Origin of the sequence: Variovorax sp. IB41, from assembly GCF_016405905.1 — a bacterium.
Lineage (GTDB): Bacteria > Pseudomonadota > Gammaproteobacteria > Burkholderiales > Burkholderiaceae_C > Variovorax.
The window spans coordinates 231,411-252,088 of sequence record NZ_JAEFCB010000005.1; the positions used below are offsets into that span (position 1 = coordinate 231,411).

The 20,678-nt window shown below is 67.4% G+C and carries 21 protein-coding genes; 12 read left to right on the forward strand and 9 right to left on the reverse strand.

Annotation, left to right across the window (positions count from 1 at the left end):
* Positions 1–71: 71 nt before the first annotated feature.
* Together JC881_RS12840 and JC881_RS12845 are read left to right on the forward strand one after the other, a co-directional pair.
* A complete protein-coding gene (locus JC881_RS12840; protein WP_198786088.1) occupies positions 72–1,070 on the forward strand; it encodes a hypothetical protein in 999 nt (332 codons plus the stop codon).
* A 210-nt stretch (positions 1,071–1,280) separates the two neighbouring features.
* Positions 1,281–2,294 carry a patatin-like phospholipase family protein gene (locus JC881_RS12845; RefSeq protein ID WP_198786089.1) on the forward strand — a complete coding sequence of 338 codons (1,014 nt, stop codon included), beginning with the start codon at positions 1,281–1,283 and terminating at the stop codon, positions 2,292–2,294.
* A gap of 150 nt (positions 2,295–2,444) precedes the next feature.
* Here JC881_RS12845 and JC881_RS12850 read toward each other — a convergent pair whose 3' ends face one another.
* The gene (locus JC881_RS12850) at positions 2,445–3,098 is read right to left on the reverse strand and encodes a hydrolase (protein WP_198786090.1); all 654 of its coding nucleotides are present in this window, start codon (positions 3,096–3,098) and stop codon (positions 2,445–2,447) included.
* Between the two features lie 154 nt (positions 3,099–3,252).
* Here JC881_RS12850 and JC881_RS12855 point away from each other — a divergent pair, with 154 nt between their 5' ends.
* The 4 genes from JC881_RS12855 to JC881_RS12870 all read left to right on the forward strand — a co-directional run bounded on the left by JC881_RS12855 (position 3,253) and on the right by JC881_RS12870 (position 6,434).
* On the forward strand, positions 3,253–4,182 hold the full coding sequence (locus JC881_RS12855) for a LysR family transcriptional regulator (RefSeq protein ID WP_198786091.1): 930 nt from the start codon (positions 3,253–3,255) through the stop codon (positions 4,180–4,182).
* A gap of 270 nt (positions 4,183–4,452) precedes the next feature.
* On the forward strand, positions 4,453–5,142 hold the full coding sequence (locus JC881_RS12860) for a hypothetical protein (RefSeq protein ID WP_198786092.1): 690 nt from the start codon (positions 4,453–4,455) through the stop codon (positions 5,140–5,142).
* A gap of 122 nt (positions 5,143–5,264) precedes the next feature.
* Positions 5,265–5,696: a VOC family protein gene (locus JC881_RS12865; RefSeq protein WP_198786093.1), complete on the forward strand. Its 432-nt coding sequence runs from the start codon at positions 5,265–5,267 to the stop codon at positions 5,694–5,696.
* A 150-nt stretch (positions 5,697–5,846) separates the two neighbouring features.
* On the forward strand, positions 5,847–6,434 hold the full coding sequence (locus tag JC881_RS12870) for a lipocalin family protein (protein WP_198786094.1): 588 nt from the start codon (positions 5,847–5,849) through the stop codon (positions 6,432–6,434).
* A gap of 129 nt (positions 6,435–6,563) precedes the next feature.
* Here the strand turns inward: JC881_RS12870 and JC881_RS12875 are convergent, their stop codons facing one another.
* Both JC881_RS12875 and JC881_RS12880 read right to left on the reverse strand, forming a co-directional pair.
* Positions 6,564–6,944 (reverse strand): nuclear transport factor 2 family protein, encoded by a 381-nt coding sequence (locus tag JC881_RS12875; RefSeq protein WP_198786095.1) that lies wholly within the window; start codon positions 6,942–6,944, stop codon positions 6,564–6,566.
* 67 nt (positions 6,945–7,011) lie between these two features.
* A complete protein-coding gene (locus tag JC881_RS12880; RefSeq protein WP_233101744.1) occupies positions 7,012–8,142 on the reverse strand; it encodes a 3-deoxy-7-phosphoheptulonate synthase in 1,131 nt (376 codons plus the stop codon).
* A 130-nt stretch (positions 8,143–8,272) separates the two neighbouring features.
* Here JC881_RS12880 and JC881_RS12885 point away from each other — a divergent pair, with 130 nt between their 5' ends.
* Positions 8,273–9,280 (forward strand): OmpA family protein, encoded by a 1,008-nt coding sequence (locus tag JC881_RS12885; protein ID WP_198786096.1) that lies wholly within the window; start codon positions 8,273–8,275, stop codon positions 9,278–9,280.
* 193 nt (positions 9,281–9,473) lie between these two features.
* Here the strand turns inward: JC881_RS12885 and JC881_RS12890 are convergent, their stop codons facing one another.
* Together JC881_RS12890 and JC881_RS12895 are read right to left on the reverse strand one after the other, a co-directional pair.
* Positions 9,474–10,112 carry a hypothetical protein gene (locus JC881_RS12890; RefSeq protein WP_198786097.1) on the reverse strand — a complete coding sequence of 213 codons (639 nt, stop codon included), beginning with the start codon at positions 10,110–10,112 and terminating at the stop codon, positions 9,474–9,476.
* A 46-nt stretch (positions 10,113–10,158) separates the two neighbouring features.
* Entirely contained in the window at positions 10,159–10,596 is a 438-nt protein-coding gene (locus JC881_RS12895) for an Lrp/AsnC family transcriptional regulator (RefSeq protein WP_443083345.1), read from the reverse strand.
* A gap of 122 nt (positions 10,597–10,718) precedes the next feature.
* Between JC881_RS12895 and ilvB the strand changes: the two genes are divergently transcribed.
* A complete protein-coding gene (ilvB, locus tag JC881_RS12900) occupies positions 10,719–12,509 on the forward strand; it encodes a biosynthetic-type acetolactate synthase large subunit (protein WP_198786099.1) in 1,791 nt (596 codons plus the stop codon).
* A 150-nt stretch (positions 12,510–12,659) separates the two neighbouring features.
* Here the strand turns inward: ilvB and JC881_RS12905 are convergent, their stop codons facing one another.
* Positions 12,660–14,219, reverse strand: coding sequence for a cation:proton antiporter (locus tag JC881_RS12905; protein ID WP_198786100.1), 1,560 nt, complete (start codon positions 14,217–14,219; stop codon positions 12,660–12,662).
* 115 nt (positions 14,220–14,334) lie between these two features.
* On the opposite strand from JC881_RS12905, the gene JC881_RS12910 reads away from it, so the two are divergent.
* Complete coding sequence (locus JC881_RS12910; protein ID WP_198786101.1) at positions 14,335–14,913, forward strand: TetR/AcrR family transcriptional regulator; 579 nt, start codon at positions 14,335–14,337, stop codon at positions 14,911–14,913.
* A gap of 92 nt (positions 14,914–15,005) precedes the next feature.
* A complete protein-coding gene (locus tag JC881_RS12915; RefSeq protein ID WP_198786102.1) occupies positions 15,006–15,746 on the forward strand; it encodes a 3-oxoacyl-ACP reductase family protein in 741 nt (246 codons plus the stop codon).
* A 24-nt stretch (positions 15,747–15,770) separates the two neighbouring features.
* On the opposite strand, the gene JC881_RS12920 is transcribed toward JC881_RS12915, so the two are convergent.
* The 3 genes from JC881_RS12920 to JC881_RS12930 all read right to left on the reverse strand — a co-directional run bounded on the left by JC881_RS12920 (position 15,771) and on the right by JC881_RS12930 (position 18,430).
* Positions 15,771–16,778, reverse strand: a complete 1,008-nt coding sequence (locus tag JC881_RS12920) for an alpha/beta fold hydrolase (RefSeq protein ID WP_198786103.1) — start codon at positions 16,776–16,778, stop codon at positions 15,771–15,773.
* A gap of 116 nt (positions 16,779–16,894) precedes the next feature.
* Positions 16,895–17,380, reverse strand: coding sequence for a MarR family winged helix-turn-helix transcriptional regulator (locus tag JC881_RS12925; protein ID WP_198786104.1), 486 nt, complete (start codon positions 17,378–17,380; stop codon positions 16,895–16,897).
* A 66-nt stretch (positions 17,381–17,446) separates the two neighbouring features.
* Complete coding sequence (locus JC881_RS12930) at positions 17,447–18,430, reverse strand: helix-turn-helix domain-containing protein (protein ID WP_198786105.1); 984 nt, start codon at positions 18,428–18,430, stop codon at positions 17,447–17,449.
* A 203-nt stretch (positions 18,431–18,633) separates the two neighbouring features.
* Between JC881_RS12930 and JC881_RS12935 the strand changes: the two genes are divergently transcribed.
* Together JC881_RS12935 and JC881_RS12940 are read left to right on the forward strand one after the other, a co-directional pair.
* Entirely contained in the window at positions 18,634–19,374 is a 741-nt protein-coding gene (locus JC881_RS12935; RefSeq protein WP_332875238.1) for an aldolase, read from the forward strand.
* Positions 19,371–20,675 (forward strand): MFS transporter, encoded by a 1,305-nt coding sequence (locus tag JC881_RS12940; RefSeq protein WP_198786107.1) that lies wholly within the window; start codon positions 19,371–19,373, stop codon positions 20,673–20,675. The genes JC881_RS12935 and JC881_RS12940 overlap by 4 nt, the downstream gene beginning before the upstream one ends.
* Positions 20,676–20,678 lie beyond the last annotated feature (3 nt).

A 20,678-nucleotide genomic window follows, 5' to 3' on the forward strand; every position in this document is an offset into this window, starting at 1 on the left:
GCATCAGCGGCATTGCGCGCGTTCGCGAGCCGCAGCGAATCGAACACAGACACCCCCCGGGAGGCAGCACCGTGCGACACCACTTCGGCGATTTTCTGGACCGCGAGGGCAGCTACTGGACCATCGTTCCCAACCGGGAGCGCTACGCCCATCGCATCGACGACGTGCCCGAGGCGAGCGCCGACGTCACCATCCTCACGATCAGCAAGGACGACCCGAACTGGCAGCGCGTTCTCGCGTTCCCCCACCTCGTCGAGCTCACGCTGCATGAGCCCTCGGCAGAGCAGCTGGCGGCCATCGGCGCGCTCCCGTCGGTCCAGCGCCTGCGCATCACGCATGCGCGGCCGAAGACGCTCGATTTCATCCGCCCGATGCATGCGCTGCAAGAGCTCGTGCTGGAGTACGTCTCGGGCTTCAGCGACCTCTCGCCGCTCGGCGCGCTGCCCAACCTTCGCGCGGTGCACATGGAAAACCTGCGCAGGGTGTCGAGCTTCAGCGGCCTCTCGGGCTCGACCAGCCTCAAGTACCTTGCGATCCACGGCACCACCGATTGGGAACAGCCGATCGAGGACTTCGAGTTTCTTCGCGGGCTCGCGCAGCTGGAGGTGCTGGCGCTGTGGCAGGTCAAATGCCGCGCGCCGTATCCCGCGCTGCTCCCCGCGGTTCACCTGCGTCAACTCAAGAAGCTGAACGTGCACAGGAGCTATCTCGCGACGGACGAATACGCGTTGCTGGAAGAGGCGCTGGCCGGCGTCGAAGGCGTGGGGTGGGGCCCGTGCGGGACGGTGGCGCGCTCGGAGATTCCGCTCCCGGCCAGCGACCCGCGCGCGCGGCTTTCGGATGACGTCATCCGTTCGGATCATCCGGAGGTGGTGTTGCACTACACCGGCCGGCGCTTCATCGGCGACCCCGCTTCGCAATGGTTCGAGTTCACGGGGCGAGGGGCCGGACGGGTGAAATGCAGCAGCGCGTCCGCGGAAGCGAAGCGCCTGGAGAAGTCGCAGCGCTACGAGGCCATGAGGCTGCAGGCGCGGGCGCTTGTGGCGCAAGAGCGGGCGCGCACCGCGTAGCGTGCGGGGTGGCGCCTTGGTAGTGAGTTGGGGGTTGGGGGTTGGGGGTTGGGGGTTGGGCGCGTCGCGCAGCAGCCGGTAACCGCGGTGTGCCTGTAATGACGTGAAATGGATCGGCGCACGAAGAAGCGCCACAGTGCGGCTCATCCATTCATCGACCGATCCACTCGTTCGTTCACTCGTTCACTCACTCAAGCAAGGAGCACTGCCATGTCTTTCAAGATTCTCTGCTGCGACGGCGGCGGCATTCGCGGCGTCATCACCGCGCTGCTGATCCAGGACCTGGACCGCAGCTTCGGCATCGTCAAGGGCGCGAACGGTTTCGCCGGCACCTCCACCGGCGGCCTGATCTCGCTGGGGCTGGTGAGCGGCGTGGGCATCGACGCCATCGTCGATCTCTACGAGAACCAGGGCGCCACCATCTTCGAGCCCAACGGCTGGTTGCTGGAGGCCGAGGCCAAGCAGCAAGACCGCCGCCCGGCGCAGTCGACCGAAGAGCTGCTGCGCAGCGGCCCGGGCATCTTCAAGAGCCAGTACGTCAACACCGGCTTGCAGAAGGTGGCGCAGCAGCTGGTGGGCACCGGCGCGCTGTCGTCGGCGAGCCGCTTCGTGGCCGTCAACTCCGCGCGGCTGTGGGACGCGAGCGACAACAGCTGGGCGCCATGCACGCTCTCCAACGGCGGGAGCAACACCTACCGCGACGTGAGCATGGTGGACGCGGCGCTCGCCACCTCCGCCGCGCCGACGTACTTTCCGCCGTACCAGGTAGGCGGCTTCGGCTACTTCGCCGATGGAGGCACCTTCGCCAACAACCCCTCGATGACGGCCGTGGTGGAAGCGATCTACCAGGGCTATGCCACCGGCACGTCGGACATCGTGATGCTGTCGCTGGGCACCGGCGCCAACCCGGTGGGCGTGCCGCCGGCCTCGGTGCCCGATCCGCTGGCCTGGGGCGTCACGCACTGGCTGTGGCCGTTCAGCAATGGCCCGGTGCCGGCGACGGCGCTGCTCAACCTCACGATGGATGCGACCGCGCAGCTGGCGGCGATCCAGGCGCAGCAACTGCTGGGCAACAACTACATGCGCGGCAACGTGCCGCTGACCCAACCCTTCGCGCTGGACGATTACAAGAACGTGGGCGAGCTGGTAAGCGCGACGCAGAACTATATAAAGACGGCCGAGTGGGCGGCGGTGCGCAACTGGGTGGAGCAGAACTGGGCCTGATTGGGCAAGGGTGCGGGGAGGGCGCGGGGAGGGTGCGAGAAGGCGCGCGCATCGCTGATGGCGGCCTTGCGACAGCGAGGAATGAGGAGGTCCCGAAAGCCCTTGGCCTTCGCGCTACGTTAGGTCGAGACCTCCTCATCCCCGCTCAGGTCATGCCGCGTTGGCGGGCACCGGCGTGTTGAGCAACTGCTGTTCCCACAAAAACGCGATGCCGCTGCCCGCCGCATGGTGCTTGAGGATGTCGACGAACTCGGCGGTGTGCTCGGTCCGCGCGTGGTCGCGCTGCCATTCGGACACCAGTGCGAGCCACGTCATCATGTTCGCGCCGGCCGCGATCATGCGCTGGATGGCCACCTGATGCGCCTCCGTCGAGACCGCGCCGCACGCGTCGGTGATCACCGTCACATCCCAGCCTTCGCCCAGGGCCTGGATCACGGGCATTGCGACGCAGATCTCGGTGTACAGGCCTGCGATGACCAGTTGCTTCCGCCCCGTCGCCTTGACCGCGTCCACGACCTTCTTGTCCTGCCAGGTGTTGATGAGCGTGCGGTCGATCACTTCCTGGCCCGGGAACACATCGGTGATCTGCGGGAAGAGCAGGCCGCCGCGCTCGGCGACCACGGTGGTCAGGATGGTCGGCACGCGGTAGGCCTTGGCGGCCTTTGCCAGCGCCGTGGTGTTGTTCACCACGGCCTGCGGGTCGTGGCTGTTGAGGTTCGCGAGCTGGAATGGCTGGTGGTCGATCAGAACGAGTACGGAGTCTTCGGGACGAAGAAGCGAGGCGAGGCCATTTCGAAAAGTCATTGATACATCCTTGATTGCCCTCGTGGAGGGGATTGGGTTTCGTCAGGGAACATGCGCCTAAAGCGCCGTTGCCTGAATGCATTGTGTTGTTCCTTAAATCGATGCGGTAGTACCATTTCGGGGCGAGCTGTGTCGCGAAACAAGGAACGCCAAGTTGGACATCGAAGAACTGGAAACCTTCGTGGAAGTTGCGGATGCCGGCGGGGTTTCGGCCGCTGCGCTGCGGCTCGGCGTGGCCAAGTCGATCGTCAGCCGCCGCCTGTTGCGGCTTGAAAAGGAACTGGGTGTCCAGCTGCTTTCGCGATCCACCCGGGGGGCCGCGCTCACGGAAGCCGGGGCCACGTTCCGGGACCATGCGGCCAGGGTCTGCGCCGAGATCGACGCGGCCCGCGATGCGATCCTGCCCGCGGGCGAATTGCGCGGGCGTTTGCGTGTGGCGGTGCCGCTTTCTTTCGGGCTGACGCACTTTGCGCCGATCCTCGCGGAAATGGCGCGGCGCCACCCGCTGCTTCACGTCCAGGCCTGCTACAGCGACCGCTTCGTCGATCTCATCGCGGAGGGCTACGACTGTGCGATCCGGGTGGGCCATCTGCAGGACTCCGGCCTCGTCGCGAGGCGCATCGGTCATCTGCGTGGGCTGCTGGTCGCGAGCCCTGGCTACGTCAAGGCGCACGGGTCGCCCGAGACCCTGGAGGAGTTCGCCGCGCACCAGGCCCTCATGCAGGGCACCGAGGCCTGGCAACTCACGGACGGCGACAAGGTCATCACGGTGCGGCCGCAGGGGCGCTTCAAGAGCGACAACGGCACGGCGCTGGTCGCGGCCGCGACGGCGGGCCTGGGCATCGCCTACCTGCCCGAGTCGCTCATCCATGAGCAGCTGGCCTCGGGGGCGCTGGTGCCGGTCATGACGCGCCATCCGCCGCCACCGGCGGGGGCCTATGTCATCCGCCCGCCGGGCCAGCATCCCGCGCGGAAGATACGTGTCCTCACGGAGATCCTGATCGAGTATTGCGACCAGTCTGCGCACCTTGCGGGGGCTGCATCGGTCGAAGCCGATCTCTCGACGACACCTTTCGCGCAGTGATGACGCCACCGCCAGTTGGGCTGCGATTGCACGCGCGGCGACGTACCGCTAGACCAGTCGTTCGGTTTGGACGATTTACAAGAATGTGGGCGAACTGGTAAGCGCGACGCCGAACTACATAAAGACGCCCGCGTGAGCGGCGGTGCGCAACTGGGTGGCGCAGAACTGGGCGTGAGCCGCGCGGTCGCCGCATAGGGGCGGATCGGATTGCCGCTTGCGCTGCGCTGCGTTAGCCTCCCGGCTCCAAACCACACTGCCAGGAGCCTCCCGATGCCCAGTCGCTTCATTCTTTCCGCGGGCGCCGCCGCCGCCGTTGCCGCCGCCGCACTGATCGTCGGTTGCGGTGCCATGGGTTCATCATCGGGCGGCAAGCCCATGAGCTTCTTCATCACGAGCGCCAACCCCGGCAAGGGCGGGGACCTCGGCGGCCTCGCCGGCGCCGACCGCTTCTGCCAGTCGCTGGCCACGAGCGCGGGGGCGGGCAGCAAGAATTGGCGCGCCTACCTGAGCACCACCGCCGCGAACGGGCAGCCGGCCGTCAATGCGCGCGACCGGATCGGCACCGGTCCGTGGACCAACGCCAAGGGCGTGGTCGTGGCCACCGGCGTGGCCGACCTGCACAGCGCCAACGCCAAGGTCGGCAAGGACACCTCGCTCACCGAGAAGGGCGAGGTCGTCTCCGGTTTCGGCGACACGGTCAACCGCCACGACATCCTCACCGGCTCCCGCCCCGACGGCACCCTGGCCGTGCCCGAGGCCGGCAAGGACACCACGTGCGGCAACTGGACCAAGAGCGACGGCGGCTCCGCCATCGTGGGCCACCACGACCACAAGGGGACCAATCCCGATCCGGTCGCCAATGCGTCGTGGAACTCCTCGCATGGGACGCGCGGGTGCAGCGTCGATCAACTGAAGATGAGTGGCAGTGCGGGGCTGATGTACTGCTTCGCGGCGAATTGAATTCGGCGGGCGGTTGTGCGCGCGTCGGACAGGGTCCGGCCGGACACAGTGTTGGGGGCAGGCAGCGTTGAGCTTGGCCCGTGTCCCGCTCACCACTGCGAACGCTTCGACCAAGGAAATCCATGGCAAAGATGATCTTCGTCAGCCTTCCCGTTGCTGACCTCCAGACCTCGATCGCCTTCTACGAGGCGCTGGGCTTCCGGCGCAACCCGAAGTTCAGCGACGACGCTTCGGCGTGCATGGTGTGGAGCGAGGCCATCCACGCGATGCTGCTGACGCACGACAAGTGGCGCACCTTCACCGAGCGACCGCTGCCGGCGCCCGGAACCGCGGGGGTGATGCTGTCGCTGTCGCTGGAGAGCCGCGACGCCGTGGACGCGATGAACCTTGCCGCAACAGCCCATGGCGGCAAGGCGGATGTCAACCCGGTGCAGGACCTGGGGTTCATGTATGGCCGGGACCTCGCCGACCCCGACGACCACCTGTGGGGGGCGTTCTGGATGGACCCGGAGGCGGCTGGGGCTGGGGCTGGGGCTTCCGATCCCAAGCGCTGAATGCGGGTGTCGGCCGCCGCCCGCGATGCGCTTGTGCTTGTGCTTGTATTCGGCCTGAAGCGAGAAGGCTTGCAAGGCCGCAGGCCCCCGTCCGACGCCTCCGGCGCGCAGTGGCCGGTACCTTGCCAGCGAACTTCCGGAACCGCCACCATGAAACGTGCGCCTTCGCAATTCGCCAAGCCGACCATCCTGCTTGCCGCGGCCTTCTTCACGGCGCTGTTTGTCGCCGGCTGCGCCGTGTCGCCGAACGTCACGATCCGGCCGGTGCCGCAGGTCGACCTGCAGCGCTTCGCTGGCGACTGGTATGTGATCGGGAACATCCCCACGCGGCCTGAGCGCAACGCCTTCAACGCGGTCGAGTCGTACACGCTGCAGCCCGACGGCAAGATCGCCACTCGGTTCCGTTACCGCGAAGGCGCGTTCGACGGCGAGCTCAAGACGATGAACCCCGTCGGCACTGTGGTGCCCGGAACCAACAACGCGGTCTGGGGCATGCAGTTCGTCTGGCCAATCAAGGCCGAATACGTGATCGTCGACATCGACCGCGATTACCAGCTGACCATCATCGGCCGCAGCGATCGCGACTACGCCTGGATCATGGCGCGCACGCCGCAGATCTCCGAGGCGTCCTACCAGATGGCGGTGGCGCGCCTGAAGGAACTGGGCTATTCGGTGGACAACCTGCGCCGTGTGCCGCAGCGCTGGCCGGAGGCGCCCGCGGCGGGTGCAAGGCCGTAGCGCCTGACGCGTTCCACGTCGGGCAACCATCTCTGCGCCAGCCTGACTCGTGCGATCGGCCGGCGGGCCTGCTGAACGAGTTTTCCAGTCTGGGCGCCCATTCGCCGGTGGGCTGAGAGGGCGCCGCGGTCAGCGTTTCTGCGCAGCAGCCTCGCCCTGCAAGGACCCCTCGATGACGAACGCATGCAGTTCAGCCATCGCGCCCTCGCGAAAGCGCCACACATCGCAGTAAGCGTGGCGCGTGTCCTTGCCCGCTTCATCCTTCAGCGTGATCTCGCCGAAGGCCGCGACGATGTCGCCCTCCGCGATCAGGCGATGCACCTCGAACTTGGGCGGCGCCTTGTACGCGGTCGCCATCCACTGGCGAACGGCCGCTTTGCCGTTGAGCGTTTGCTCGCCCACGAAGGTCCATTGCGTGTCCTCGGTGCAGAGCGCGAGGAACCCTTCGTAGTCGCCTTGGACGATGGCCGCGTTGGCCTTTTCCAGAATCGCTTTGTTTGCCACTGGCATCCGGGACTCTCCTGCGTGCGGCCCGCGTACCCCATGCACCGGTGCCTCGCAAAAAGAGTAGGCGCCCTCAGGCCGGGCGCTTTGTCAGCCGCCGCCGCGTCTTGACCGCAGAAGCCAGTCCCTCGAGCACCGGCACGGTCTGCGCGAAGCCGATGCACGCATCCGTGATCGAGACGCCGTGCTTGAGCGCCACGCCGGGCTTCAGATCCTGCCGGCCCTCTTCGAGGTGGCTCTCGATCATGAGGCCCGTGATGCGCCGCTCGCCGCCCGCGATCTGCGCGGCCACGTCCTCGGCCACCACGATCTGGCGCTGGTGCTGCTTGCTGCTGTTGCCGTGCGACACGTCGATCATCACCTGCGGCCGCAGGCCATTCGCGAGCAGCGCCTGGCAGCTGGATTCGACATCCGCGGCCGAGTAGTTGGGCGCCTTGCCGCCGCGCAGGATGACGTGGCAGTCGTCGTTGCCGCGGGTCTCGAAGATCGCGGCCATGCCCATCTTGGTCATGCCCATGAAGGCATGCGGCGCGCGGGCCGCGAGGATGGCGTCGGCCGCCACCTTGACGCTGCCGTCCGTGCCGTTCTTGAAGCCCACCGGGCAGCTCAGGCCCGAGGCCAGTTGCCGGTGGCTCTGGCTCTCGGTGGTGCGCGCGCCAATGGCGCCCCAGGCGATGAGGTCGGCGATGAACTGCGGGCTCAGCAGGTCGAGAAACTCGGTGCCGGTCGGCAGGCCCAGCGTGGTGAGTTCGAGCAGCAGGCGCCGCGCGCGCTCCAGGCCTTCGTTGATCGCGAAGCTGCCGTCCAGGTGCGGGTCGTTGATGTAGCCCTTCCAGCCGACGGTGGTGCGCGGTTTCTCGAAGTAGGCGCGCATCACGATGAGCACATCGTCCTGCAGCGAGTCGGCCACCTTCTTCAGGCGCTGCGCGTATTCGATGGCCTGGTCGTGGTCGTGGATGGAGCAGGGGCCGACCACGACCACCAGGCGGTCGTCGCGGCCGTGCAGCACGTCGGCAATGGCCGCGCGGCTGCCCTCGACCAGCGCGAGCGTGTTGTCGCGCACGGGCACGCGCTCCTGCAGCAGCGCGGGGGTGATGAGGGGGCGAACGGCGCCGATGCGCACGTCGTCGATCCGGGTGGTGTCGAGCGTGCTGTCGCGGGAGCCGATTTCGGCGTCGTGGAGGGGGTCGTCGAGGCGGGGCATGGTCGTGGCTTTGAATTGGGTTTCGGAGGGCGCTGGTGCGATTGTCCACGGCATAGGCCATCCGTCGAATGCACAACGGCCGGGGGCCGTCCTAGCATCCCGGGCACTGCCGCTCTCCTCGACGCCCCAGATGAAAAAGCTCGCCTTCTTCGCCGCCACGGCCACGCTGGGCCTGGCCGCCTTCGCCGTCTTCGCCGCCTCCGCCGCCGCGCCTGAGAAAGACCACCCCCTCGTCGGCCGCTACGAAGGCGCGGTGCTCGACGGCACCAAGGTCATGGCCTTCGACGAGGTCGGCCTCATCAAGGAGCCGTTCCAGAACTGGGGCGGGGGCAAGCCCGAGCTGCTCAAGCTCGAGGGCAAGATCTCGCTCTATCACTACAAGCTGCCCGATGGCCGCTCGACCCTGGAGGTGCAGCGCAACTACGAGTCGAGCCTCAAGGCCAAGGGCTTCGAGGTGCTCTTCACCTGCGGCACGGCCAACGCCTCCTGCTACAAGAAGCGGCCCAACAGCGTGGACACCAACACGCCCTACGACTTTGCGCTGGCCTTCGACGACCCCGAGTGGCCGCGGCTGGGCAAGGGCGGCGACTATGTGCGCAATTATTTTTCGGTGAGCGGGCGTTATCTGCTCGCGAAGAAGACGGGCCCCACGGGCACCGTGTACGCGAGCATCGCGCTGGCCGAGCACAACGCCGATGTCGGCAACCATGCCTTCGTGCGCGTGGTCGAAAGCAAGGCGATGGAGGGCGACAAGATCGTGTTCGTCGATGCCTCGGCCATGCAGAAGAGCCTGGCCGAGACGGGGCGCATCAACCTCTACGGCATCCTGTTCGACCTGGACAAGGACGTGATCCGCCCCGAGTCGCAGCCCACGCTCGACGAGATGACCAAGCTCATGCGCAACAACCCGCCCCTGAAGCTCTCGGTGGTGGGGCACACCGATGCGCAAGGGGAGGCCAGGCACAACGACGATCTCTCCAAGCGCCGCGCGGTCGCGGTGATCGGCGTGCTGGTGAAGGCGGGCGTGGACCCGCGCCGCTTCACCACGCGCGGCGCGGGTGCGGCCGAGCCGGTGGCGCCGAACGACAACGAGGCGGGGCGGGCGAAGAACCGAAGGGTGGAGCTGATCCGGCTCTGAGCGCGGGGCGCTTCGACAAGTTCAGCGTGAACGGCATGTCGTTTCGGGCACAACCTAGGTCGATTTGCCAACACCGTTCGAGTTGAGCCAACACCGTTCGGGCTGAGCTTGTCGAAGCCTTGCGCGGCGCTTCGACAAGCTCAGCGTGAACGGTTTTGAGGTATCGAGCGCAACCGAAGCCAGCCCTCAGCCCTCAGCCCTTCAGCACCGCGAACGTCGTGGACCAGTTCCCCGGCGCGGTATCGACCAGCGCGTTCAGGTGCGCCTGCAGGCGCTCGGCGATGCCAGCGAGCGTCGTGCCTTCGGCCAGCGGCTCGTTGCCGCTGATGACGTCGATCCATTCGTCCGCATCTTCGGCGCCTGCTTCTTCCGGCACTTCCCATCCGCCCGCCGCGCCGAGCAGATAGCGCAGGTGGTATTCGATGGCGAAGCCGGGCTCGACCGTGCCTTCGCGGCGCACGCGCGCAAGCCGCGTGACTGCATCGGCCAGCGCCGTGCTGCTGAACGCGCGGCTCTCGGGCTCTGATGCGAGCTCGGAGCCTTCGACCGCGTAGCCCGCGAGCTCGCGCCAGTAGGCCTCGTCGTGCATGCCGTCGCGCTGCGCCATGTGCCGGCTCGCGAAGCGCGCGGCCAGGTCGATGTCGGCGATGAGCGGCGAGAGCACCAGGTCGCTCGCGAAGTCGAAGCCGAAGAAATACATCGTGCCGTCCAGCGTCACCGCCTCGATGGCGCCGACGTGGCCGTCGCGTCCGGCCAGAGGCAAGGGAACGGCGGGACCGGTCTGGACGGGCGCAGGAGCCGGCGGCTTTTTCTTCTTGAGGAAATCGAACATCCGAAGATCCTTTGGGGGAGTTCAGTTCAAGGCGATGTTCGCATCTTCAGATGACGGGCACGCTGGTCTCCTTGAGTACCCGAAGCACGAAGTGCGATTTGCTGTGGCGAATGCCGGGGATCTTGTAGAGCTTTTCGCGCAGGAGCCGCTCGTAGTCGCGCGTGTCGCGCACGGCGATGCGGATGTAGTAGTCGTAGTCGCCCGAGACGAGATACGCCTCCTGGATCTCTGGAATGGTGGCGAGCACGCGGCCGAAGTCGTAGAGGGTCTCGTCGGTGTGGCTCTCCAGCGTGACCTGCACGATCACCGAATCGTGATAGCCGAGCTTGGCCGGATCGATGGCGACGGTGTAGCGCTTGATGACGCCGTGGGCCTCCAGCTTCTTGATGCGCGTCCAGCAACTGGTGGGCGAGAGGCCCACCTCGTTGCCGATTTCCTGCAGGGTCTTGCGCGAGTCGAGCAGCAGCACGCGGAGGATGGCCATGTCGATCTTGTCGAAAGATCCTTCTTCGGAAGTGGCGGTTTTCCGATTGGTTTTCATAAATTGGACCTAAAGAGCCAAAAGAAAGAAGCAAATTCTGCCTCAGAAGCGGAAGAATTGACGGCATGAGATTGCTTGATCCAAACCTTCTACCCCTCACGTCTTCCCTGTCCCTTCATCCTGAAGCGCCGCCCCGCGTGCGCAACGGCGCGGAGGCCCTGCTCGATACGCTGGTCGAGTGCGGCGTCGACACCATCTTCGGCTACCCCGGCGGCGCGGCGCTGCCGCTGTACGACGCGCTGCACGGCGAGCCGCGCCTTCGCCACGTGCTGGTGCGCCACGAGCAGGCCGCGGTGCATGCGGCCGAGGGCTATGCGCGCAGCACGGGGCGGGTCGGCGTGGTGCTGGTCACCTCGGGGCCGGGGGTGGGCAACACGATCACGGGGCTGCTCGATGCCATGAGCGATTCGGTGCCGGTGCTGTGCATCAGCGGGCAGGTGGCCACGGCGGTGATCGGCACGCAGGCCTTCCAGGAGAGCGATGCGCTGGGCATGTCGCGCCCGGTGACCAAGTGGAACCAGCAGGTGCGCGCGGCCGACGACGTGCCGGCGCTGGTGCGCCGCGCGCTGGAGATCGCATCGACGGGCCGGCCGGGGCCGGTGCTGCTCGATGTGCCGAAGGACATCCAGTTGATGCGCCTGGGTGGCGTTTCGACGCCGCTTCGTCCGCTGCGGACCAGCCGCGCGGCGCTGCCGCCCAAGGCGATGCTGCAGCGCGCGGCCGATTTGCTCTCGACCGCGCGGCGGCCGGTGCTCTATGGCGGCGGCGGGCTCATCAACTCGGGGCCCGCGGCGTGCGAGGCCTTCACGCAACTGGTGCACCGCCTGCATGCGCCGTGCACGCTCACGCTGATGGGGCTGGGCGCCTTCCCGGCATCGGACGCGAAGTTCATCGGCATGCTGGGCATGCACGGCAACCTGGAAGCCAACCTCGCGATGCACGAGGCCGACCTCGTGGTGTGCGTCGGCGCGCGCTTCGACGACCGCGTGACCGGCAAGCTCGACGAGTTCTGCCCGCATGCGCGAAAGATCCACATCGACATCGACCCGGCGAGCATCAACAAGATCGTGCAGGTCGATGTGCCGATGGTGGGCGACTGCGCGGCGATTCTCGATGCGGTGCTGGCCCTGCTGCCCGAAGAGGGTTTTGCGCCCGAGCGGCTCGCACCGTGGTGGGCGCGCATCGAGCGTTGGCGCGCCGAAGACTGCCTGAAGTTCGAAGCGCGCGCCGATGCCATCCTGCCGCAGCAGCTGATGACGTCGCTGCAGCAGGCCATCGGCAGCACGGGGCGCGACGCGATCGTCTCGACCGACGTGGGCCAGCACCAGATGTGGGCCGCGCAGTACCTGCGCTTCGACAGCCCGCGGCACTGGCTCACCTCGGGCGGCGCGGGCACGATGGGCTACGGGCTGCCCGCGGCCATCGGCGCGCAGGTCGGCCACCCCGATGCGCTGTGCGTGTGCGTGAGCGGCGACGCGTCGGTGCTCATGAACATCCAGGAGCTCTCCACGGCCGTGCAGCATCGCGCTGCGGTGAAGCTCGTGCTCTGCAATAACGGCTACATGGGCATGGTGCGGCAGTGGCAGGAGTTGAACCACGGCAACCGCTTGAGCCACAGCTGGAACGAGGCGCTGCCGGATTTCGTGGCGCTCGCGAAGGCCTTCGGATGGGGCGCGCGTCGCGTGTCGGACCCGGCCGAGCTCGAAGCCGCGCTGGCCGAGTGCCTGGCGAGCGAAGGGCCGTTCTTTCTCGACGTGCAGGTGGCGGCGCAGGAGAACTGCTTTCCGATGATGCCGTCGGGGCATGGGCATCACCGGGTGATGCTGGCGAAGGACAGGTGGTACGAGGAGGCGTGATGCATTGCCTTTCTCTCTCCCCCGCTGGGGGAGGGCAGGGGTGGGGGCAAGCGGCGTTCGATCAAGCGCTGCGATGCGTTGGAGGCCGTCGTGCCCCCACCCCAACCCTCCCCCAGAGGGGGAGGGAGCAATGCAGGCAGCGCGCAGGCGCTACACGCTCTGCAACCGCACATCGTTCGCCGGAATGGCATTGAGCTCCGCCCAGTCCATCTCCTCCTCGAGCCGGTGGTACGTGTCGTCCTCGATCTCCCCGCTCTCGCGCAGCACCTCGAGCGCCCGGCGCTGCGCGCGGATCGCCGTGGCGCGCAGGCGGTCGTGCGCGGTGCGGGCCTGCGGCTCGCGCTCGTCGGCGGCGATGGTCCGCGCGGCGCGGTATTCGTCGCGCACGGCACCGGCCTCGCCGCCGGGCTCGGCTTCGAGTGCCGAGAGCGCCGCATCCATCATCGCGATGCGCGCGAGCGAAACTTCCTTGTCCTGCGATGCGTCGGGCTCGATCTTCAGCGCCCGGATGAGCGGCCCGATGGTGAAGCCCTGGATCACCAGCGTGCCGAGCACCACCGCGAACGCGCTCAGCACGATGAGGTCGCGCCCCGGAAAATCCGCCGGCAGCGCGAAGGCCGTGGCCATGGTCACCAGCCCGCGCATGCCCGACCAGCCGACCAGAAAGCCGATGCGCTTCGAAGGAATCGAGATGCCCTTGGGCTTCAACCCCAGCCGGTGCTTCACCGTGCGCATCACCGCCCCGTAGAACATCACCCACGCCACCCGCACCGCGATGACCAGCGCGAGCACGAGGCCCGCGAACTGCAGCGCATGCACGAGCGCGGGGCCCGAGAGGCGATCCAGAATGCCGCGCGCCTGCAGCCCCATCAAAAAGAACGCGAGCACGTTGAGCGTGAACACCACCGCGCCCCACACCGCATACGACTGCACGCGGTCGCGCGGCGCGCTGCGGCTGGGTGCGTACTGCCCCAGCTTCATGCCGAAGGCGACCACCGAGATGATGGGCGAGAGGTGCAGCCGCTCGGCCACGATCCACGCGGCGAAGGTCATCACGAACTGGAAGATGATGGCCGAGCGCGTGCCCGCGAAGAGCGGGCCCACGAGCTGCAGGTAGATCTTGCCGAGCAGGAGGCCGGCCACCGCGCCGCCCGGCACCGCGACCAGCAGCATCGGCAGCGAGCTGGAGATGGGCGCATGCCCGGCGCCCGCGGCCGACACCGCCACGCCGAACACCAGCAGCGCGACCGCGTCGTTGAGCAGGCTCTCGCCGTTGATGAGCGAGAGCGTGCGCCGCGGAATGCGGAACTGCTGCATCACCGCCGCCGCGGCCACCGCATCGGGCGGCGCGACGATGGCGCCGAGCGTGATGGCCGCGGCGATCGGCAGCCCCGCGAAGGCCCAGCCGGCCCAGGCCACCACGGCGGTGGTGAGGAGCACCGCCACCAGCACCAGCGAGACCAGCGGCATCCAGTTGCGGCGCAGCTCGCGCGGCGAGGTGTCGAAGGCCGAGTCGAGCAGCGCGGGCGCGATGAAGAGCGCGAGCGCCAGGTGCGGATCGAACTGGATGTGCGGCACCCACGGCATCGCACCCAGCCCGACGCCGGCCAGCGCCAGCAGCGACGGGTAGGGCAGCGCGAGGCGGCGCGAGAGCTGCAGCAGCAGGCAGGCCGCCACCAGCATGAGAAGGACGTTTTCGAAGATGTCCACGCGGGCTCCTCAGGTCTTCATGTTGTCCGGCGAATACTAAGAGGAGCCTGCGGGTCAATGGGGGCATTGCGCAGTTCAGGACACATCAGTCCGGAATTTCCTATACTCCGTGCCCATGGCCCGACCCAAAGCATTCGACCGTGAAACCGCCCTGCAGGGCGCGATCCCTGTGTTCTCCGACCTCGGCTACGACGGCACCTCCACCGAGGTGCTGCTCAAGGCCATGGGCATCAGCCGCCAGAGCATGTACGACACCTTCGGGGACAAGCGGAAGCTCTACCTCGAGGCGCTGCAGTACTACGTCGCGGGCAGCGTGGCCGAGCAGATCCGCGTGCTCAATGGCGCGAGTTCGCCGCTCAAGGGCATCGAGGCGATGCTCAACGCGATGGCCGCCAAGCCGAGCACCGATGCGGAGCCCGGCTGCCTGGGGATCGGCGCCATCTGCGAGTTCGGCCGCTCGGATGCGGAGGTGTCGCTGCTCACCGATACGGCAGGGCGCACCTTGCTCTCGGCCATCGAGCGGCGCATTGCCGAGGCGAAGGCGGCGGGCGACATCGGCAAGGCGGTGGACACGCGGGATGCCGCGCAGTTCGTGTCGGCCACGCTTTCGGGGCTGAAGATCGCGGCGCGTGGCGGTGCCTCGGCCGAGACGCTGCGCGGCGTGGTGAAGGTGGCGGTTCGCAGCCTCAAATAGGCGGCGGGCGGGCAGATCAAGGAGCGCCCTTATGGGCGCATTTTTTGGCTCTATTCTGGATCGAACGATCCGCTAAAAAAGGACGAAACATCATGACTGGAACATTGAGCGGCAAAGCCGCACTGGTCACGGGCGGCTCTCGCGGCATCGGCGCGGCCATCGTGCGCCGCCTGGCGAAGGATGGCGCGGCCGTTGCGTTCACCTATGCGGCGTCGGAAGAAAAGGCGAAGGCGCTCGCGGCCGAGATCGCATCGCAAGGCGGCAAGGCCCTGGCCATCCAGGCCGACAGCGCCGACCCGAAGGCGATACAGCAGGCGGTGTCGCAAACGGCCGAGGCATTCGGGCGGCTGGACATCCTCGTCAACAGCGCCGGCATCCTGATTCCGGGCACGGTGGACGCCTATGACCTTGCCGACTTCGACCGCATGGTGGCCGTCAACGTGCGCGCCGTGTTCGTCGCCACGCAGGCCGCGGTGCCGCACCTGCGCGAGGGCGGCCGCGTGATCACCATCGGCAGCGTGACGGCGGACAGGAGCGGCTTCGCGGGCTCGTCGGTCTACAGCATGACCAAGGGCGCGGTGGCTTCGCTCACGCGCGGCCTCGCGCGCGACCTGGGCCCGCGCGGCATCACGGTGAACGTGGTGCAGCCCGGGCCGACCGCCACCGACATGGCGCCCGAAGCGGTGATCGGCGAGCGCATGAGCGCGCTGATGGCGCTCGGGCGCATGGGGAAAGACAGCGAGATCGCCAGCCTCGTGGCCTATCTCGCCGGGCCCGACGCGGGCTTCGTGACGGGCGCGGCGCTCACCGCGGACGGTGGGTACCTCGCCTGACGCCGCATCGGACGGCTCACTCGATCAGGACTTGATGAACGCCAGCAGGTCGGCGTTGAACTTGTCCTTGTGCGTGTCGGTCAGGCCGTGCGGTGCGCCCGGGTAGACGATGAGCTTGTTGTTCTTCACCAGCTTGGCCGAGGCCAGGCCCGCGGCGCCGATCGGCACGATCTGGTCGTCGTCGCCGTGCACGATGAGCGTGGGCACGTCGAACTTCTTCAGGTCTTCGGTGAAGTCGGTTTCCGAGAACGCCTTGATCGAGTCGTAGGTGTTCTTGTGGCCGCCGATCATGCCCTGCGCCCACCACGAATCGATGAGGCCTTGCGACGACTTCGCGCCGGGGCGGTTGAAGCCGAAGAAGGGGCCCGAGGGCACGTCCTTGTAGAACTGCGAGCGGTTGGCCAGCTGCGCGGCGCGCAGGCCGTCGAACACCTCGATGGGCAGGCCGCCGGGGTTGGCCGCGGTCTTGAGCATGAGCGGCGGCACGGCCGAGATGAGCGCGGCCTTGGCCACGCGCTGGGTGCCATGGCGGCCGATGTAGCGCGCCACTTCGCCGCCGCCGGTGGAGAAGCCGACCAGGACGATGTTCTTCAGGTCCAGCGTCTCGATGACGGTGGCCAGGTCGTCGGCGTAGGTGTCCATGTCGTTGCCGTTCCACGGCTGGCTCGAGCGCCCATGGCCGCGGCGGTCGTGCGCGACGGTGCGGTAGCCCAGCGAGGAGAGGAAGAGCATCTGCGATTCCCAGCTGTCGGAATTGAGCGGCCAGCCGTGGCTGAAGACGACGGGCTGGCCGGTGCTGGGGCCCCAGTCCTTGAAGTAGAGCTGGGTGCCGTCCTTGGTGACGATGGTGTTGCTCATGACTTGCTTTCCTTTGAATGAAGAGGCCGCGCCGGCCTTCGGCGCAGCGGTGGATGCGGCGGATGCCGCGGTGGAGAAGCCGGTGCCCACGAGGGCGCCGGCTGCGACGGAAGCGCTGCCGAGCAGCAGGTTGCGGCGGGTCGGGGTAGCGGTCAAGTTCTTTGCGTGTGACATGGTGCGTTCCTTCGGTGACGGGGTGGAGATGGGCTGGAGAAATTTATATCGTATGGATTAATATCGCATGCGATATAAAAGGCATGAAAAAACAGGAGGGCGGATGCAGCGGGCCATCACGCGTTCCTGTCGAGGTTCGAGCGCAGGGCGAGCAGTTCGTCGCGGAGCCGGCCGATGTCGCCGGGCTCCAGTGCCATCGCTTCGGCCACGCAGGCGGGCAGGGCGCGCGCCTTCTTGTGCAGGGCGCGGCCTTCGGCGGTGAGGGACACGATGACCTGGCGTTCGTCCGATGCGGAGCGCACGCGCTGCACGAGGCCGCGCGCTTCGAGGCGCTTGAGCAAGGGGGTGAGGGTGGTGGTCTCCAGCGAGAGCCGCGTGCAGATCTCGGAGACGTTGATGCCGTCGCGCTCCCACAGCACCAGCATGACCAGGTACTGCAGGTAGGTGAGGTCCAGGTCGTGCAGCAGGCCGCGGTATACCTTGTTGAGGCTGAGCATCGTCGAGTACACGGCGAAGCAGAGCTGCTCGTCGAGCGCCAGGGGATTGGCCTTGGCGGCTTCGGCGGGTGCAACGGGTCGTGCGGCGGGGCGCTTGGAAGGCATGGGCCGGATATTAGATCGCATGCGATCTAATCGCAAGAGATATTTTTCGGTGATCCCGCGAGCTGCTCAGTCTGGCGATCTGCGGTAGGCGCCCGGTGGTGTTCCGAAGTGGCTCCTGAAACAGCGGCTGAAATGGCTCGCATCGCCGAAGCCGTTGCGGTAAGCGATCTCCGAAACGCTCAGGTGATCGAGCCTGCGGTTCTCCAATTCTTCCTTCGCGCGTTCGAGGCGGCGCGCCTTCAGGTACGCACCGTACTGCGTGCGCTGCATCTCGAAGAGGCGGTGCGTGAGCCGCTTGGAAATACCCAACTCCCTGGAGACCGCATCGACCGACAGCTCCGCATCGCCCAGGTGCGCCTCGATGTAGGCCACGAGCCGCTGCCAGCGGTCGCGCTCGCGGCGCTTGCCCTCGGCGGCATCGTCGTCCATGGACTCGCACGATTCGCAATACGTCGCGGCCAGCAGCGAGACGAAGGACTGCTCCGAGAAATAGGCGAGCGCCGGCGTGCCCTGCACCGGGCCGGGGAACACATGGCCCATGTGCGTGCGCGCGGCCTCGGCCAGCCGCGAATCGGCCCTCGCGAGCGTGGGCACGAAGCGCTCGTGCAGGTCCGCATGGATGCCGAAGAAGCGCCCGGCCGGCACGCGCAGCATCACCAGCTTGCCGGGCGTCTCGAGCGTGCACATCGAAGGCATGCGCGTGGTGCGAAAGGTGATGTCGCCCGCACGAAAGGGCATGCGCCGGCCGCCCTGGTCGATGGTGCCTTCGCCCTCGACGGCGATCATCGCGAGCACGTCGCCCGTACCGCTGGGCGAGGCGAACGCGGTGTCATGGCGCACCGCGAGCGGTGTCGAGGTGAAGCTGATGGCGAAGCCGCCGCCCACGAGGCGGCAGGCCTCCAGGCTCATGCGCGGGTTGCTGTCCTGCACGCTCAGTTCGCCCGGGTAGACGAGCGAGTCGAGCGCGCTGGAGTAGCCCTGCACGTCGCCCGGATAGAACGGGCGAAAGCGCGGTGCAAAGCTCAGGTCGGATGCGGTGTCGTGGTGCATGGTGGGGCTCCTGCGGTTGGCCCGCACGCTTCGTGCCAAGCGACCGCAGTCTAGGTCTCGGCCCGGCTCGCAACGATCGAGACTTTCCACTAGTGCGCCGTCCCGGTTGGCGCGCCGGGTCAATCGGCGTGCGCTCACGCACAAGAGCAAACCGCGCCTTGCTTCTTACATTGGCCTTCACGTCAATGCACAGGAGCCACAGCGTGACAACCCACGACAACCCCGCACCGTCCTTCGACGGACTCAGCTACGGCGATTGGAGCGAGGCCGAGAAGCTCGCGCTCAGCTGCCGCATCCTGGCCAAGGAAGGGCACTCCGAAACGCTGGCCGGGCAGGTCACCGTGCGGCAGGCCGACGGCACCTTTCTCACCACGCCGCTCGCGCATGCCTTCAGCGAGATCCGCCCGCAGTCGGTGATGCGCATCGACGATTCGCTGCGCGTGCTCGAAGGCCGTGGCGTGCCGAACCCCGCGGTGCGCTTTCACCTCTGGGTCTACAAGCGAAGGCCCGATGTGAACTGCGTGATGCACACGCACCCGCCCTATGTGTCGGCCCTTTCGATGACGGGCGAGCCGCTGCAGATCGCGCACATGGACGCCACGCCGTTCTTCGACGACTGCGCGTTCCTCGCGGAGTGGCCCGGCCTGCCGATCGCCGATGTGGAGGGCGAGATCATCTCGGCCGCGCTCGGCCCCAAGCGCTGCGTGCTGCTCGCCAACCACGGCTTCCTGGCGGCGACGGGGAGCATCGAGGAATCGCTCTACATGTCGGTGCTCATCGAGCGCGCGGCGCGCAACCAGCTGATCGCGCAGTCGGCGTACGGGCGGCTCAAGCTGGTGGACCCGGCGCTGGCGAAGGAGTCGCACGACTTCCTGCTGCAGCGGAGCATCGTGAACGCGAGCTTCGCGATGTTCGCGCGGCAGATCACCGGGGAGCGGCCATGAGCAGCATCGCTTCTCCGCTGCAAGGCGCGGCCGTGGAAAAGAAGCGCCAGAGCATGTGGAAGATCGGCGCCGCCACCATGGTCGGCACGGCCATCGAGGCCTTCGACTTTCTCGCCTACGGCACCGCGGCGGCGCTGGTGTTCAACAAGCTCTTCTTTCCGAACTTCGACCCCACGGTCGGCACGCTGGCCGCCTTCGGCACCTTCGCGAGCGGCATGCTGGCGCGGCCGCTGGGCGGCATCGTCTTCGGGCACTTCGGCGACCGGCTGGGGCGAAAGTCGATGCTCACGCTGAGCCTCTTGATGATGGGCATCTGCACCGTGCTGATCGGCCTGCTGCCCACTTACGAATCGATCGGCATGTGGGCCGCGGTGCTGCTGGTGCTGCTACGCATCGGCCAGGGCCTGTCGTTCGGTGGCGAGCTCGGCGGCGCGATGCTGATGGCCGTGGAGCATGCGCCGCCCAAGTGGCGCTCGCTGGTGGGCAGCATGCCGCAGATGGGTGCGCCCATCGGGGTGCTGCTGTCGTCGGGTGCGTTCGCGCTGGTGACGCAACTGCCCGAGGCGAGCTTCCTGAGCTGGGGCTGGCGGCTGCCGTTTCTGGCGAGCGCGGTGCTGATCGTGCTGGGCGTTTTCATCCGCATGAAGGTGGAGGAGTCGCCCGAGTTCATGCAGGTGAAGGTGCACCGGAAGACGGCCGTGCTGCCGGCGCGCGAGGTCGTCGTGGCGCACTGGAAGCCCTTGCTGCTGACCATCGGCGGCAAGCTGGCGGAGGTGACGCTGATCTACACGATCCTGGTGTTCTCGATCTCGTATGCGACCAGCCGCCTCGGGTTCTCGCGGGCCGATGCGCTGCACGCGCTCATCGCGGGCTCGGTCGTGATGGTCTTCACCATTCCGGCCAGCGGCTGGCTCGCGGACAAGGTGGGCGCGCGGCGGCTCTATGTGGTCGGCGGGCTGCTGCTGGCCGTGATGGCGGTGCCGTTGTTCCAGGCGATCGGCAGCGGCTCGCTCACGGCGTACACGGTGGCGATGGTGATCGCGCTGTCGATCAACTACGCGTTGATGTTCGCGCCGCAGTCGAACCTGTATGCGGCGCAGTTTCCGGCGGAGCTGCGCTACTCGGGCATCTCGATCGGCATCCAGTTCGCGGCGGCGATTGGCGGCGGGCTGGCGCCGATCATCGCGGCGACGCTGGTAGCGAAGTATTCGAGCATCGTGCCGGTGGGCATCTATGTCGCGGTGCTGGGCGTGATCGCGGCGGTGTGCGCGTATTTGATGCGGCCGACTTCGAACGAGTGATCG

Bases quoted from the DNA above. Each gene is read 5' to 3' on its own strand.
- JC881_RS12845 (WP_198786089.1), top strand. From the start codon at position 1,281: ATGTCTTTCAAGATTCTCTGCTGCGACGGCGGCGGCATTCGCGGCGTC.
- JC881_RS12850 (WP_198786090.1), bottom strand. From the start codon at position 3,098: ATGACTTTTCGAAATGGCCTCGCCTCGCTTCTTCGTCCCGAAGACTCC.
- JC881_RS12860 (WP_198786092.1), top strand. From the start codon at position 4,453: ATGCCCAGTCGCTTCATTCTTTCCGCGGGCGCCGCCGCCGCCGTTGCC.
- JC881_RS12865 (WP_198786093.1), top strand. From the start codon at position 5,265: ATGGCAAAGATGATCTTCGTCAGCCTTCCCGTTGCTGACCTCCAGACC.
- JC881_RS12870 (WP_198786094.1), top strand. From the start codon at position 5,847: ATGAAACGTGCGCCTTCGCAATTCGCCAAGCCGACCATCCTGCTTGCC.
- JC881_RS12875 (WP_198786095.1), bottom strand. From the start codon at position 6,944: ATGCCAGTGGCAAACAAAGCGATTCTGGAAAAGGCCAACGCGGCCATC.
- JC881_RS12880 (WP_233101744.1), bottom strand. From the start codon at position 8,142: ATGCCCCGCCTCGACGACCCCCTCCACGACGCCGAAATCGGCTCCCGC.
- JC881_RS12885 (WP_198786096.1), top strand. From the start codon at position 8,273: ATGAAAAAGCTCGCCTTCTTCGCCGCCACGGCCACGCTGGGCCTGGCC.
- JC881_RS12890 (WP_198786097.1), bottom strand. From the start codon at position 10,112: ATGTTCGATTTCCTCAAGAAGAAAAAGCCGCCGGCTCCTGCGCCCGTC.
- JC881_RS12895 (WP_443083345.1), bottom strand. From the start codon at position 10,596: ATGGCCATCCTCCGCGTGCTGCTGCTCGACTCGCGCAAGACCCTGCAG.
- ilvB (WP_198786099.1), top strand. From the start codon at position 10,719: ATGAGATTGCTTGATCCAAACCTTCTACCCCTCACGTCTTCCCTGTCC.
- JC881_RS12910 (WP_198786101.1), top strand. From the start codon at position 14,335: ATGGCCCGACCCAAAGCATTCGACCGTGAAACCGCCCTGCAGGGCGCG.
- JC881_RS12915 (WP_198786102.1), top strand. From the start codon at position 15,006: ATGACTGGAACATTGAGCGGCAAAGCCGCACTGGTCACGGGCGGCTCT.
- JC881_RS12920 (WP_198786103.1), bottom strand. From the start codon at position 16,778: ATGTCACACGCAAAGAACTTGACCGCTACCCCGACCCGCCGCAACCTG.
- JC881_RS12925 (WP_198786104.1), bottom strand. From the start codon at position 17,380: ATGCCTTCCAAGCGCCCCGCCGCACGACCCGTTGCACCCGCCGAAGCC.
- JC881_RS12930 (WP_198786105.1), bottom strand. From the start codon at position 18,430: ATGCACCACGACACCGCATCCGACCTGAGCTTTGCACCGCGCTTTCGC.
- JC881_RS12940 (WP_198786107.1), top strand. From the start codon at position 19,371: ATGAGCAGCATCGCTTCTCCGCTGCAAGGCGCGGCCGTGGAAAAGAAG.